Annotated in this window: 10 protein-coding genes; 1 reads left to right on the top strand and 9 read right to left on the bottom strand. The window is 51.4% G+C overall.

The window, feature by feature from the left end; translation table 11 throughout:
• Positions 1–63: 63 nt before the first annotated feature.
• Positions 64–1,212: an MFS transporter gene (locus A7Z06_RS16245; protein WP_000109306.1), complete on the bottom strand. Its 1,149-nt coding sequence runs from the start codon at positions 1,210–1,212 to the stop codon at positions 64–66.
• Positions 1,213–1,526: 314 nt separating this feature from the next.
• Between A7Z06_RS16245 and ycaC the strand changes: the two genes are divergently transcribed.
• On the top strand, positions 1,527–2,153 hold the full coding sequence (gene ycaC, locus A7Z06_RS16240; protein WP_000165876.1) for an isochorismate family cysteine hydrolase YcaC: 627 nt from the start codon (positions 1,527–1,529) through the stop codon (positions 2,151–2,153).
• Positions 2,154–2,189: 36 nt separating this feature from the next.
• Here ycaC and A7Z06_RS16235 read toward each other — a convergent pair whose 3' ends face one another.
• The 8 genes from A7Z06_RS16235 to lrp form a co-directional block, all read right to left on the bottom strand.
• A complete protein-coding gene (locus A7Z06_RS16235) occupies positions 2,190–3,053 on the bottom strand; it encodes a dimethyl sulfoxide reductase anchor subunit family protein (RefSeq protein ID WP_000534710.1) in 864 nt (287 codons plus the stop codon).
• A 1-nt stretch (position 3,054) separates the two neighbouring features.
• A complete protein-coding gene (gene dmsB / locus A7Z06_RS16230) occupies positions 3,055–3,672 on the bottom strand; it encodes a dimethylsulfoxide reductase iron-sulfur subunit DmsB (protein ID WP_000213098.1) in 618 nt (205 codons plus the stop codon).
• Between the two features lie 10 nt (positions 3,673–3,682).
• Positions 3,683–6,127, bottom strand: coding sequence for a dimethylsulfoxide reductase subunit A (gene dmsA / locus A7Z06_RS16225; protein ID WP_000850274.1), 2,445 nt, complete (start codon positions 6,125–6,127; stop codon positions 3,683–3,685).
• Positions 6,128–6,364: 237 nt separating this feature from the next.
• Positions 6,365–7,657, bottom strand: a complete 1,293-nt coding sequence (gene serS / locus A7Z06_RS16220; protein WP_000886683.1) for a serine--tRNA ligase — start codon at positions 7,655–7,657, stop codon at positions 6,365–6,367.
• 90 nt (positions 7,658–7,747) lie between these two features.
• Positions 7,748–9,091, bottom strand: coding sequence for a replication-associated recombination protein RarA (gene rarA, locus A7Z06_RS16215; protein ID WP_000067773.1), 1,344 nt, complete (start codon positions 9,089–9,091; stop codon positions 7,748–7,750).
• Positions 9,092–9,101: 10 nt separating this feature from the next.
• Positions 9,102–9,713, bottom strand: a complete 612-nt coding sequence (gene lolA / locus A7Z06_RS16210; protein WP_105279494.1) for an outer membrane lipoprotein chaperone LolA — start codon at positions 9,711–9,713, stop codon at positions 9,102–9,104.
• A gap of 153 nt (positions 9,714–9,866) precedes the next feature.
• On the bottom strand, positions 9,867–13,811 hold the full coding sequence (gene ftsK / locus A7Z06_RS16205) for a DNA translocase FtsK (RefSeq protein WP_105279493.1): 3,945 nt from the start codon (positions 13,809–13,811) through the stop codon (positions 9,867–9,869).
• A 134-nt stretch (positions 13,812–13,945) separates the two neighbouring features.
• The gene (gene lrp / locus A7Z06_RS16200; protein ID WP_000228473.1) at positions 13,946–14,440 is read right to left on the bottom strand and encodes a leucine-responsive transcriptional regulator Lrp; all 495 of its coding nucleotides are present in this window, start codon (positions 14,438–14,440) and stop codon (positions 13,946–13,948) included.
• Positions 14,441–14,936: the final 496 nt, after the last annotated feature.

The following is a 14,936-nucleotide window of genomic DNA, read 5'->3' as shown; positions in this document are numbered from 1 at the left end:
GTTGTACAGAGGAAACAAAAAACAGAGTGCGAAACAGCCAGTTCACACTCTGCACTCATTCATTTACACGTGAGCAACGGGTTTTGGTGTATGACCGGCGTTGCGAAGCAGCATGAGTAAATAAATAAACGACACACTGGCGATCATGATAAACAGCAGATTATCAGAGAAATTCTGCATTAACATGGCAGTAAAAGACGGGCCAAGCAGACTACCGACGGTATAACTTAACAATAACGCCTGATTCATTGCCACCAGCTGATGATGTTCAACTTTCTCGCAAGCCCAGGCCATCGCCACCGGATAGAGCGTAAAACCGGCTGCACCGAGGATGAACAACGCAGGAGCCATTGCCGCCTGACTTAACATCGCAATACTACCGAGAATGACAACAAATACCTGAACGCGCAGTACCAGCAGGCGACCAAATTTATCTGCCAGACGACCAATTGGCCATTGCCCAAGGATACCAGCACTAACCAGAACCGCCATCCAGAAGCCAATGCTGGCGTTGCTAATCCCTTTATGATTGAGGTACAGCGGCATCAGGCCATACAAAGAACCCAGAACGATTCCCGAGATAATACAGCCGTTCACGCCAAGCCGCGCCTGACGAAGTTTTAGCATTGACGTAATTGGCGTCGAAGCATGGTTCTCAGCCTGCTGATTCACGATACGAGTAAACAGCAGCGGCAAGATCCCTGCCAGGGTCAACCCTGTAGCCCACGGCAATACGCTCATCAACTCGGTTGAAACTTTACTGAGCAGTAACTGGCCTAAAAACGTCCCCACATAATAAACCATCATATAGGCGGCAAGTAACCGCCCACGGTTACGTGACGTACCGCTGCACATCAGCGCGCTTTCTACCACCACCCAAATCATGGCGCAACCAACGCCTGCGACGAAACGCCAGGCTAACCAGCTCCAGAAACCAATCATCAAGCCAAGCCCGGCACAACCCGCAGCAAAAATAAAGGAAGCAAGGTAATAGCTGCGATTAAACCCAAAGCGTTTAATGACATACCCTGTCAGTAAAGTACCAACCAGGTTGCCGGTAAAATAAGACGAACTGACGACGCCGACCTGCCATGTGGGCAAGTGTACCTGGGCGAGCCATAGCGGCACGAGTGTATTTAACACCGCGATCGCCAGAGTCAACAAAAGTAGGCCAGACAGCAAAAGCATGACAGGCCGGGTATACGTGGACATGAATGAAAACCGTGAGGAAGTTCAAATTTCATGCGCATCATGCCACCGCCAAAAACATTGTCAATGGGTGAAAATACGTACATAACGCAGCGGCTGTGTTATCGATTTATATTACTCATTCATAACACTAATAACGAAAAGATAATCAGTCTCATCTAATTGTTTTTATTGATCTAACATAACGTTCATATGTTTAGTTCAGTCGAAAAATTTCATGGTCACTGCAAACCTGAATTTCCCGTCTATGCTTTCAGGGCAACGCATCGCGTCTGAACGATTTCAGGCGTACCACTGACTCTCGAAAGGAGAAGAGAATGACCAAACCGTATGTTCGTCTCGATAAAAATGATGCTGCTGTTTTGTTAGTTGATCACCAGGCCGGTTTACTTTCCCTCGTGCGGGATATTGAACCTGACAAATTTAAAAATAACGTGCTGGCGCTGGGTGACTTAGCCAAATATTTCAATCTACCCACCATTCTTACTACCAGTTTTGAAACCGGTCCTAACGGCCCATTAGTCCCTGAACTGAAAGCACAGTTCCCGGATGCACCGTATATTGCCCGTCCGGGAAATATTAACGCCTGGGATAACGAAGATTTTGTTAAAGCGGTCAAGGCGACAGGTAAAAAGCAGTTGATTATCGCCGGAGTGGTCACCGAAGTTTGCGTAGCATTCCCGGCGCTTTCGGCGATTGAAGAAGGTTTCGATGTCTTTGTGGTGACTGACGCGTCAGGAACCTTTAACGAAATTACCCGGCATTCGGCATGGGATCGTATGTCACAAGCAGGGGCACAATTGATGACGTGGTTTGGTGTCGCCTGCGAACTGCACCGTGACTGGCGCAACGATATCGAAGGTCTGGCGACGCTGTTCTCTAACCACATTCCTGATTATCGTAATTTGATGACCAGTTATGACACCTTAACGAAACAGAAATAAAAGAAAACCGGGGCCGAGACCCCGGTTATAAACATCTTAGCTGGCAACGGCCATCCCCACAGTCATATGCAACCCGTAGAACACGCCACGCCCGATTAATTCACCAGCCAAAAGCAGGATGAATGACACGGAAAGCAGCGATACCGCAGGCTGAGAACCTTTTAACTGAGGTACAATCCACAAGCACAGTGCCACGGCGATAAGCACAATCCGCCAGGCCATCAGCGCACCATAATCCGGCACCAACGCCGCTGCCTGTTGTACAGAAGAGTGAATCGTAGCGAGTTCAGCCCCCTGCATCACAGACATTACGCCGCTCACCACCAGCGCCAGCACTGAAATGGCCGGAAGTAAACGCATCACCCAACCATTAACCCCCGCCAGACGCAGTAACAAATATCCCAGCAGCGGGCCTCCCATAAACATAGTCAGGAAGAAGCCCATCGGTGTCCAGATGCTGTACCAGGTCGGTACGGTATCGATGCTGTTATAAACTCGCACCATCATCCAGACAAACACCACGCCGAGAATCATCGTCACCACCAGCCACAGCGTGCGTAATGCCGGTGACAGTTTTTTCAGCACTGCCAACAACCAGCCGATGCCACCTACGGCAAAAAAGATCGAACCACTGGCGATTTCATTACTCAATGCCGAAGAGCCAACCCGGTTGAGTGAGTTAAAGGCGCGCATAGGTGAGCCAAGGTGAAGCATTGAGGCGATAAAGCCAATGCCCATCAGTACCCACAAGCCAAACATACAGGTAATCACCCGCTGTTGGGTATCAGCCCTAAGTTCGCCTTTCAACAAGGCAAATGCCAGAACGATAAAACCGCCCACGACGCACTGCCCGAAGACCGTGAAGATCATCAACGGCCATTCATGCCATCCACTTCCCATCTCACACCTCCTTCGGATTTGCCAGATAGCCAGTGGTATCCCCGGTTGGGCGGCTGTTGGCGTTAGGTTTGATCACAATATTCGGTTTGGTAAAGTGCGCTCGCGGCAATGGCGCAACAGCCGCCAGATCACCATGTTTTTTACGCAGCTCGTCGATAGGGCCAAAATCCAGCGCCCGCAGCGGACAAGATTCAACGCAGATCGGCTTTTTACCTTCCGCGACACGGTCATAGCAACCATCGCATTTGGTCATATGCCCTTTGGTTTCGTTATACTGCGGTGCGCCATACGGGCAAGCCATATGGCAGTAACGACAGCCGATGCACACATCTTCATCAACAACGACAAAACCATCTTCACGTTTATGCATCGCACCGCTCGGGCAGACTTTGGTACACGCCGGATCTTCGCAGTGATTGCATGAAATCGAGAGATAGTAGGCAAATACGTTCTGATGCCAGACACCGTTATCCTCCTGCCAGTCGCCACCAGCATATTCATAAATGCGGCGGAAGCTGACTTCAGGCGTCAAATCTTTGTAGTCTTTACAAGCCAGTTCGCAGGTTTTGCAACCGGTGCAACGGCTGGAATCAATAAAAAATCCATACTGGGTTGTCATCGGTTACTCCTTACACCTTTTCAACCTGAACAAGGTTTGTATGCGACGGATTCCCCTTGGCGAGAGGAGACGGACGTTGAGTGGTCAGTACGTTGATACAACCGCCCTTATCGACACGTTTTGCATCCGGGTCATACCAGGCACCTTCACCCAGTGCGACCACGCCCGGCATCATTCGTGGCGTCACTTTCGCCTCAATATGAACCTCACCACGATCGTTAAAGATCCTGACTTTATCGCCGTTGTTGATACCGCGTTTTTGCGCATCAAGCGGGTTGATCCACATCTCCTGACGGCAAGCCGCTTTCAGCACGTCTACGTTGCCGTAGGTGGAGTGAACGCGAGATTTATAGTGGAAACCCGTAAGCTGCAGCGGATACTGTTTGTTCAGCGGATCCTGATAACTTTCAAAGCCCGGCGTGTAGATCGGCAGTGGATCGATCACGTCGCCTTCTGGCAATTCCCAGGTAGCGGCAATGTCAGCCAGCGCCTGCGAATAGATCTCAATTTTGCCTGATGGCGTGGTCAGTGGATTAGCCTGCGGATCTTCACGGAAGGCTTTATAAGCAACGTGATGCCCTTGTGGGTCGCGCTTTTTAAAGATCCCCTGCTGGCGGAACTCTTCAAAAGTAGGCAGTTCAGGAATCGCTTCCCGCGACTGGGCATACAGATGGCGCATCCACTCTTCCTGAGTACGACCTTCAGTAAACTGTTGCTCAACGCCAAGACGTTTTGCCAGTTCGCTGGTCATCTCATAGATGGTCTTACATTCAAAGCGCGGTTTAATCACCTGGTCGTTGAAAATCACATAAGACATATTCCCGCAGGATGCATCCAGCGCAAAGTCCATCTGTTCGGAAGCGGTGCAGTCCGGCAGCAGGATATCAGCGTATTTCGCGGATGATGTCATGTGGCAGTCGATAACCACAATCAGCTCGCACTTCTTATCATCCTGAAGGATTTCATGGGTGCGGTTAATTTCTGAATGCTGGTTAATCAGGCAGTTACCGGCATAGTTCCAGATCATCTTGATCGGCACATCCAGCTTATCTTTCCCGCGAACCCCATCACGCAGCGCCGTCATTTCCGGGCCTCGTTCAATGGCATCGGTCCACATAAACATGGATATGCTGGTCTGGATCGGATTTTCGAGAGTCGGCATACGGACAAACGGTAAGCTGTATGAACCTTCACGCGCGCCGCTGTTCCCTCCATTGATACCAACGTTACCGGTCAGAATCGCCAGCATCGAGATAGCACGGGTTGCGATTTCACCATTAGCGTGACGCTGCGGCCCCCACCCCTGGCTGATAAACGCCGGTTTGGTACTGCCGATTTCACGAGCCAGTTTGATGATTTTATCTGCCGGAACACCGGTGATTTGCGATGCCCATTCCGGCGTTTTGGCAACGCCGTCTGCCCCTTCACCCAGAATATAGGCTTTGTAGTGGCCATTTTTCGGCGCACTGGCTGGCAGGGTTTTCTCGTCGTAGCCAACGCAATATTTATCGAGGAATTCCTGATCAACCAGATTTTCGGTGATCATGACGTACGCCAGACCGTTAACCAGTGCGGCATCTGTTCCCGGACGAATTGGGATCCACTCATCTTCACGGCCGGCACCGGTGTCGGTATAGCGCGGATCGATGATGATCATGCGAGCATTTGATTTCTGACGTGCCTGTTCAAGGTAATAAGTTACCCCGCCGCCGCTCATTCGCGTTTCGCCCGGGTTATTACCAAACAGCACCACCAGCTTACTGTTTTCGATATCTGACGGGCTGTTACCATCCGCCCAGCCGCCATAGGTATAGTTCAGACCTTCTGCAATTTGCGCGGAGGAATAATCACCATAATGGTTCAGATAACCGCCGCAGCAGTTCATCAGGCGTGCGACCAGGGTATTTCCCGGTGGCCAGGAACGGGTCATGGTGCCGCCCAGCGTACCTGTACCATAGTTCAGATAGATGGATTCATTACCGTACTCTTTAATCAGGCGCTGCATATTGGTCGCGATAATGTCGTAGGCTTCTTCCCAGCTAATACGCTCGAATTTGCCTTCACCGCGCGCCCCGACGCGTTTCATCGGATATTTCAGGCGGTCTGGGTTATAAACGCGGCGACGCATGGAACGTCCACGCAAACAGGCGCGTACCTGATGCAGGCCGTCGTAATTGTCATCACCGGTATTATCTGTTTCGACGTATTTGATTTCACCGTCCACAACATGCATTCGCAGTGGGCAGCGGCTACCGCAGTTAACTGTACAGGCGCTCCAGATAACCTTCTCGTCAGAATTTGCCGCAATGGCGTTATCGACAGCGTGCGCTATTCGACTAAAAGGTAATGTTAATGCACTGCTGGCCATCGCCAGGCCACCGATCGCTGTCGTTTTAACCAAACCACGGCGACTCACCTCAGCAGCCAATACCGCATCAGGGATTTTCGTTTTCATAATGGCTCACTCAAGCTTGCTCACGATTAATTCCAGTAACAAACCGTATTGTGTAATTATTTTTATAGCTGGCGCTATATAGGTTTGTATACATCGAATGATTTGAAAATCAACAGGATAGGTAGATTTTCACTCGTAAGTAGTATTGCGCTTAAGTAACGAGTAATTATTGTTTGGTATCAAAGGGAGACAAAAAAAGCGCCCACAGGCGCTTTTTAGATTCAGAAAAATTGGGTATTAGCCAATATATTCCAGTCCGTTCATATATGGACGCAAAACTTCTGGTACTTCAATACGACCATCGGCCTGCTGATAGTTTTCCATTACCGCAACCAGCGTGCGACCAACAGCCAGCCCGGAACCGTTCAGGGTATGAACCAGACGGGTTTTCTTGTCAGACTTGCTGCGGCAGCGTGCCTGCATACGACGCGCCTGGAAATCCCAGACGTTAGAGCAGGAAGAAATTTCGCGGTAGGTGTTCTGCGCCGGGATCCATACTTCCAGGTCGTAAGTTTTGCACGCGCCAAAGCCCATGTCACCAGTGCAAAGGATGATTTTACGGTACGGCAGACCCAGCAGTTGCAGGACTTTTTCTGCATGACCGGTCATCTCTTCCAGCGCCGCCATAGAGTCTTCCGGGCGCACGATCTGAACCATTTCAACTTTGTCGAACTGGTGCATACGGATCAGACCACGGGTATCACGACCATAAGAACCGGCTTCAGAACGGAAGCATGGCGTATGGGCGGTCATCTTAATCGGCAGGTCATCTTCATCAATGATTTCACCGCGAACCAGGTTGGTCAGCGGAACTTCTGCCGTTGGGATCAGCGCGTAGTTACTGGTGTCTGCTTCTTCTTCCAGCGGACGGGTATGGAACAGGTCGCCAGCAAATTTCGGCAACTGACCTGTACCGTAAAGCGTATCCTGGTTAACCAGATACGGGACATAGTTTTCACTATAGCCATGCTGCTCGGTATGCAGATCCAGCATAAACTGCGACAATGCGCGGTGCATACGTGCGATCTGCCCTTTCATCACCACAAAGCGCGAACCGGTCAGCTTAACCGCTGCTGCAAAGTCGAGGCCAGAGTGCATTTCACCCAGCGTCACGTGGTCACGAACTTCAAAGTCAAACTCACGCGGGGTGCCCCAGCGGCTGACTTCAACGTTGTCATTTTCGTCTTTACCCACCGGCACTTCATCTGCAGGCAGGTTAGGGATTGTCAGCGCGATATCGCGAATTTCAGCCTGTAAAGCATCCAGCTCGGCTTTTGCTGCATCCAGCTCTTCGCCCAGTTTGTTCACTTCCAGACGTAAAGGCTCGATATCTTCCCCGCGCGCTTTCGCCTGGCCAATGGATTTCGATCGGGAGTTACGCTCCGCTTGCAGGTTTTCCGTTTTGACCTGCAATACTTTACGACGCTCTTCAAGAGCGCCCAGCTTATCTACATCCAGCTTAAAGCCCCGGCGTGCCAGTTTTTCAGCGACTGCGTCTGGCTCATTACGCAGCAGATTGGGATCGAGCATGCTTATCCTGTGCTTATCGAATTAAATGGGAGATGTGGCCACAGCCTGCGACCACAGGGATACAGTAACAACATTACCGCAACGATAACATTAACGGTAGCGTTTTATGGGGCTATTTTGATCCTGTTCAGCCAGCCAGGCGAGCTTTTCGCCAATCTTGCCTTCCAGCCCCCTGTTTGTCGGGAAATAATAGCGTGTTTGTGCTATTTCCGGTGGGAAGTAAACCTCTCCGGCCGCATAAGCGTTTGCTTCATCATGAGCGTAACGATATTCCTGCCCGTAGCCCATTTCCTTCATTAATTTCGTCGGCGCATTACGCAAATGAACCGGCACGTCATAATCCGGACGTTCGCGAGCATCGGCCAGCGCGGCTTTAAACGCCGTATACACAGCGTTGCTTTTCGGTGCGCAGGCCAGGTAAACAACCGCCTGGGCAATGGCGCGTTCGCCTTCTGCCGGACCAACACGGGTAAAGCAATCCCATGCAGCAATCGCTACCTGCATCGCACGTGGGTCAGCATTGCCGACGTCTTCCGACGCTATCGCCAGACAGCGACGCGCGACATATAACGGATCACCACCAGCAGTAATAATTCGCGCATACCAGTACAACGCCGCATCAGGTGCGCTGCCACGCACAGATTTATGCAGTGCGGAAATCAGATCGTAAAAGCGATCGCCTTTGTTATCGAAGCGGGCGCTACGCTCACCGGCGATTTCCGTCAGTAATTCGGGCTTCAGGACACGTTTGCCACTGCCATCGACTTCGGCCATATCCGCCATCATTTCCAGCGTATTTAACGCCCGACGCGCGTCACCATTCACCAGTTCAGCAATCGCACGGCGTGTTTCATCTGGCAGAACAATATCCTGCCCGCCATAGCCGCGCGTTTTGTCTTCCATCGCCTGAGTAAGTACTCGCTCAATATCCTCGGTCGTCAATGATTTCAGCAGATAGACGCGGGCACGTGAAAGCAGCGCCGAATTAAGCTCAAACGAGGGGTTTTCAGTCGTCGCGCCAATGAAAGTGATGGTGCCATCTTCAATATGCGGTAGAAACGCATCCTGCTGGCTCTTGTTGAAGCGATGCACTTCGTCAACAAACAGAATGGTGCGGCGTCCGGCGTTGCGGTTCTGTCGCGCGCGCTCGATCGCCTCGCGAATCTCTTTCACACCAGAAGTAACGGCAGAAATACGTTCCACATCAGCGTTTGCGTAGCGGGCGATCACTTCAGCAAGGGTCGTTTTACCCGTACCCGGCGGCCCCCAGAGGATCATTGAATGCAGGTGCCCGGCTTCGATAGCGCGCGGCAACGGCTTCCCCGCAGCCAGCAAATGTTGCTGACCGATATACTGTGCTAAATTTTCTGGCCGCATACGCGCGGCCAGAGGTTGAAAAGTATTATCCGAAAAATCGAGCGACAGATTGCTCACTCAGGTGCCTCTACTTACGTTGGTCATCTACCGTTACGCCTTGCGGCGGGGTGAAGGTAAATTTCGCTGCATCCACAACGCCATTTTGCTGGGATTTCAGTTGATAACTGCTGCGCTGATCGTCCTGCTCCACCGCGCTAAACTGATGGATTGTGCCGTCACGCCCCACGTTGATGGTGAACTGCTTCAGGTTGCCATTGCTGGATTTCGGCGTGAGGATAAAGTCATCACCATTCTGTTTGATATTGTACTGCTGCCAGTCACTGGACTGGTTGCGGGCAATCAGCATAAACGGCGTATTACCAGTAGCATCTTTCAGCCAGGTTGCCGTAGCCTGCTCAACGAACGGGTTATAAAACCACAGTGTTTTACCGTCAGAAACCAGGATGCTTTCATCAGGTTGAGTCATATGCCAGTTGAATAAGTTAGGACGTTTCACCCACAGATCGCCCTGACCTTCCTGCACCGCCGCACCGCTACCGTCAGTCACTTTTTGCGTGAAGCTGGCGTGGAAGCTGCTGACTTTATCCAGGCGGCTTTTCAGATCGCTTGCGGCATCAGCCCAAACACTGGACGCCACTAAACTTGAGAGTAATGCACAGGTGATGGCAATTTTTTTCATCATTGTTCCTCAAATTACGTCACTCCCAAACGGGAGTTCCCTCTACTCTATTCCAGGCTAATAATCAGCTTGAGGAAAGAAGAAAATACTGAATTTTCAGTTGATAGAGTGCCGAATGCGACGCTATTGCGTCTTATCCGGCCTACACATCCATTAGTCAAACGGCGGTGGGGCCAGCACTTCACGATTACCGTTGTGCCCCTGTTCGCTGACGATCCCCTGCGCTTCCATCTGTTCGATAATACGCGCCGCACGGTTATAACCAATGCGGAACTGACGCTGTACGCCTGAAATTGACGCTTTGCGTTTTTCAGTGACAAACTGCACCGCCTGATCGAACAACGGATCCAGTTCTTCAGCGCCATCGAAACCGCCCGCGCCACCTTCGCTTTCACTGTCGGAGGTGATGCCATCAACATACTGTGGGCGACCACGCGCTTTCCAGTCCTGCACCACGGCATGAACTTCCTGATCCCGAACAAAGGCACCATGAACACGTACCGGCATGGTGGAGTTCGGCCCGGAGTAGAGCATATCCCCCATGCCCAGTAACGATTCGGCACCAGCCTGATCGAGAATGGTTCGTGAGTCAATTTTACTGGATACCGTAAAGGCGATACGGGTCGGAATATTCGCTTTAATCAGACCTGTAATAACATCAACTGATGGACGTTGCGTTGCCAGTACGAGGTGGATACCTGCGGCACGGGCTTTTTGCGCCAGACGTGCAATCAGCTCTTCCACTTTTTTACCCACCGTCATCATCAGGTCGGCAAATTCATCGACCAGAACAACAATATAAGGCTCTTTTTTCAGCACCGGATGCTGAGCATCCATACTGTCGCCCGGTTTCCAGTACGGATCTGGTATTGGGCGCATCATACGGTCAGCTTCAGCAATTTTTTCGTTATAACCCGCCAGGTTACGCACACCCAGCGCAGACATCAGTTTATAACGACGCTCCATTTCGTTGACGCACCAGCGTAAAGCGTTGGCAGCATCTTTCATGTCGGTCACGACTTCCGTTAGCAGATGCGGAATACCTTCATATACCGAAAGCTCCAGCATTTTCGGGTCGATCATGATGAAACGCACATCTTCCGGCTGCGCTTTATAGAGCATACTCAAGATCATGGCGTTCACACCGACTGACTTACCGGAGCCGGTAGTGCCCGCAACCAACAAATGCGGCATTTTTGCCAGATCGGCAACGACCGGATCGCCAGCGATATCTTTACCCAGCACTATCGTTAATGGCGATGGGTTATCGCGGAACTTAGCATTGTCCAGCACTTCACGCAGGTAAACGGTTTGGCGTTTTTTGTTGGGTAACTCCAGACCTACGTAAGGTTTACCCGGAATAACTTCAACGACACGAACCGCCACGGTTGATAGCGAACGAGCGAGGTCACGTGATAAATTAGAAATACGCGCCGCTTTTACGCCCGGTGCCAGATTCAGCTCAAAGCGGGTGATAACTGGCCCCGGAGAATAATTGACGACATCGGCTTTAATGCGGAAATCAGCCAGACGCGCCTCTACCAGACGCGCCATTTGCTCAAGCGCAAAGGTATCTACGGGTTCCACTTCGCTCGGCGGCGGCGTCAGCAAATCCAGAGAAGGCAGCGGCGTCGTCGGTTTGTGTAGTGGACGACTGTCGCCATTGCGCATTAACAGCGGATGAAGCAGGGTATCCTGCGACTGTGGCGCTACCGGTTGCTGCGGCTGCTGATACTGCGGCTGCGGCGCTACCGGTTGCTGCGGCTGCTGATATTGCTGCTGTGGCGCTACCGGTTGCTGCGGCTGCTGAACAGGTTCAACAATTGGCGTAAACAGCGGTTCGTGTGGACCATCATCCACTAACGCTTTCATCGGTGAAAATTCGAAATCATCCAGCGAGAACGGATTCGCCCCAGCCGGTTGTTCACCGGAATAACGCTGCTGCTGAGTCTGGGCAAACTGACGAGCCAGCTCAGCCTCTGCCGCAGCATCTGCATCTTCCGCGTTCACTGGCACATCATGTTGATATTGCTCGCCATAGCGTTGCTGCTGCGTCTGGGCGAACTGACGAGCCAGTTCATCCTGCTGCATCGCATCGATTTCATCATCGTTATACTGCCCGCCAGCATCGTACTGGTTGCGCTGGGCTTCACGAGCCTTCTCTTCCGCTGCACGCTGTGAGGGCAGCTTAATGCCATATGACGCCAGTTCACGACGTGTTGGTACGCGGATACGCTTCGGTCGAGGTAACTGCGGGCCAATGCCCTCTTTCACTTGCGGACGCGGCGCACCGCTATTTGCCAGGCTGAAAACAGGCGCAGCAACCGTCGCTGCGGCTCCCGTCGCCAGGGTCGCTTTTTTCACGCCCGATGCCAGCGGTGAAACAGCGGCAGCGGCTTCTACTGGAGGTACTGCTGCAACAGAAGTTGCTTTCAGCGAAGATTTGATCGGTTCTGGTTCTTTAACCGGTTCAGGAATCGGTTGATACCAGGCCGCAAGTTGTTCACGTTCACGGGCACGCTTCTCTTCCACTTCTTCAAAATAGTAAAGCGGCGGACGCGCAGGCTTTGTCTCTTCTACAACAGGCTCAGGTGTCGCGACAGGCTGCTGTTCAACAGGTTGCGGCTGTTGGTACAACGGCTCCTGAACGGCTGGCTGCTGATAAGTTTGCTCAGTCTGGTATGTAGACTGTGGAGCAAAAGCGGATTGCTGCTCTTCGGCTTGCCAGGCGTTACCAGCCACCGGCTGTTCTGGTGCAGGGGCATAATACGGCTGTTGAACAGGTTGTTCCGCAGCAGGCGCGTAAGATGGTTGCTGAACAGCTTGTTCAGGGGCGTAGTAAGGTTGCTGAACCGGTTGTTCCGCAGCAGGCGTATAGTACGACTGCTGTGGCGGTACAGGCTGTTGCAGCGGCTCATTATATTGCACCGCAGGCTGCGAATATTGTGGCTGCTGTGGGTAACCTTCCGCTGCAGGAGCAATAACCGGCTCGCCCGTTTGCGGCTCCGGTACAGGCTGCCAGGCAACAGTAGGTTGCGCAGTTGGAACATCAACAGAGGCAACAGGCGGCGTCTGAGTAACAGGTTCAACCGGCGCGGCCCAGCTTTGCGTCGCCGTGGTTGCAGCCGCTGCGGCAGCGACAGGCTCGGTAATCGGCGCACCATTTAATAAAGGATCGTATTCGTCATACTCTGGCTGCGTTGCACGATTGCCCGAAAACAGGACGTCATCAGGATCGGCTGCTACGCCGCGCGCAGTGTAGGTAACATCGTCTTCATCATCCATCCGCTTGCCGGAGAATAACGCAGCGTCTGTTTGCCGCCCCATCGGATTAATGAATTTTTCCGCCAGGCGTTTACGACGCGCTAGCGCGCCACGAAGAATACGAGCACGGCGCGATTCATGCTGTTTGCCGTGGTTTTCATCTTCGTACTCTTCGTCGTCTTCATACTCATCTTCATCGACCCAGGTATCATCGCGACGGGTGCGATTACTGGCGAAGGTGAGAATGTTTAAAATCCAGCCGCCCAGTTTTTCGGCAATAGTCACCCAGGACCAACCGGTAAACAGCGTCAGGCCAGCTGCCCAGACGCAAAGCAGCGCAATAGTTCCCCCACTGCTGTGTAGCAGAGGCTGCAACGTGGTGCTTAATAAACTACCGATTACGCCACCAGAGGCAAAATACCAGATATCGTCGGCGTTAATGGCTGCCAGACCACAGGAGGTAAGGATGAGCGCCAGCACGCCAATAATACGTAACGAAACGGCAAAATAATCAATGTATTCGTCGCTGGCCTGATGACGCCACGCAAACCAACAGCCACCGACAATGATGACGGGGATGGTGTAAGCCATCACGCCAAAAATGAAGAACAGGGTATCGGCCAGCCACGCACCAGGAGCCCCACCTAAATTATGGATAGGCTCATGCCAGGCCGTTTGCGACCAGCTAGGATCCGAAGGGTTAAAACTCAATAAAGCTGCCATCAACCAGACGGCAAACAGGACAATAAGAATCAGCAACGCCTCCAGAAGTCGGCGCCCGCTGCTTAACTTTGTCAATGTGACTTCTTTGTCTTCAGTGTATTCCTGGCTCAAGAAAGGCTCTCCAGGTTACAGGCTTTTCCTGCCCGATGCTAAAACGGACAACAGTACCAGGTTACCCCAGTACTGTTGCTGTATGGATTAACAGGAGTGTAATCAAAATACGCCGATTTTGCACCTGTTCCGTGTTAGCGCGTCTTAATAACCAGACGATTACTCTGCTTGACTTCTTCCATAACAACGTATGTCCGTGTGTCATTGACGCCAGGCAGACGCAGCAGAGTTTCCCCCAGCAGCTTACGGTAAGCTGACATATCCGGCACGCGTGTTTTCAACAGGTAGTCGAAATCACCAGATACTAAATGACACTCCTGAATTTCTTCAAGTTTTTGTACAGCGGTATTGAATTGTTCAAACACATCCGGAGCACCACGATTCAGAGTAATCTCAACGAATACCAGAAGTGATGCATCCAGATAATGCGGGTTCAGCAGTGCCGTATAGCCCTGGATAAACCCTTGTCTTTCCAGCCGACGCACACGCTCAAGGCACGGCGTTGGGGAAAGTCCCACACGTTTAGAAAGCTCGACGTTAGAAATACGCCCATCCTTTTGCAACTCATTAAGAATGTTACGATCGATACGGTCGAGATCTTTGCCAGGGCGCTTCTTGCTATCTACCATTATTATTGTCTCTCTGTATTCCTTCCCTACTCCTGTCTGACCCTGAAAACATCACTGTTCAGAGTCGCTACCCGTCACGATAGACCGAAATCATTAAGATTCACGGCGCGCAATGCCTGGGTCTACGGTGAGAAGACCGTTGCCTGGAGGCTGCTATCGACATCACGAATGGCGTCTGTCCACGCCATGCGTAGATTTCACTAGCACGGTAAACATGGTATTTACATGCATGATTATGCGCATATAAGAATACTGTTTTTTTCTTCCTCGAATGTTTTCGCAAAACACCAGGTGATTGTCAAAGCAAAACATCGTTTTTTAGTACAACATGCCAGTTATTCATTAACAGTCGCGTTTAATCATCATTTAATCGGCTTATAAACCGGAAAAATTAAGTAGCAGGCGTGATAATGACAGAAGAATTTGACATGCTTATCGCTTCTGACGATTGCACAAATCGTTAACAAAATCGTCATACTCTTTTTTTACGTCTGTA

Origin of the sequence: Escherichia sp. MOD1-EC6819 (assembly GCF_002965765.1) — a bacterium.
GTDB lineage: Bacteria > Pseudomonadota > Gammaproteobacteria > Enterobacterales > Enterobacteriaceae > Escherichia > Escherichia ruysiae.
The sequence above is the reverse complement of the archived record's forward strand: the minus strand, read 5'-3'. Positions and strand labels throughout refer to the sequence as shown.

Bases quoted from the DNA above. Each gene is read 5' to 3' on its own strand.
- serS (WP_000886683.1), bottom strand. From the start codon at position 7,657: ATGCTCGATCCCAATCTGCTGCGTAATGAGCCAGACGCAGTCGCTGAA.
- ycaC (WP_000165876.1), top strand. From the start codon at position 1,527: ATGACCAAACCGTATGTTCGTCTCGATAAAAATGATGCTGCTGTTTTG.
- dmsB (WP_000213098.1), bottom strand. From the start codon at position 3,672: ATGACAACCCAGTATGGATTTTTTATTGATTCCAGCCGTTGCACCGGT.
- dmsA (WP_000850274.1), bottom strand. From the start codon at position 6,127: ATGAAAACGAAAATCCCTGATGCGGTATTGGCTGCTGAGGTGAGTCGC.
- lolA (WP_105279494.1), bottom strand. From the start codon at position 9,713: ATGAAAAAAATTGCCATCACCTGTGCATTACTCTCAAGTTTAGTGGCG.
- lrp (WP_000228473.1), bottom strand. From the start codon at position 14,440: ATGGTAGATAGCAAGAAGCGCCCTGGCAAAGATCTCGACCGTATCGAT.
- A7Z06_RS16245 (WP_000109306.1), bottom strand. From the start codon at position 1,212: ATGTCCACGTATACCCGGCCTGTCATGCTTTTGCTGTCTGGCCTACTT.
- A7Z06_RS16235 (WP_000534710.1), bottom strand. From the start codon at position 3,053: ATGGGAAGTGGATGGCATGAATGGCCGTTGATGATCTTCACGGTCTTC.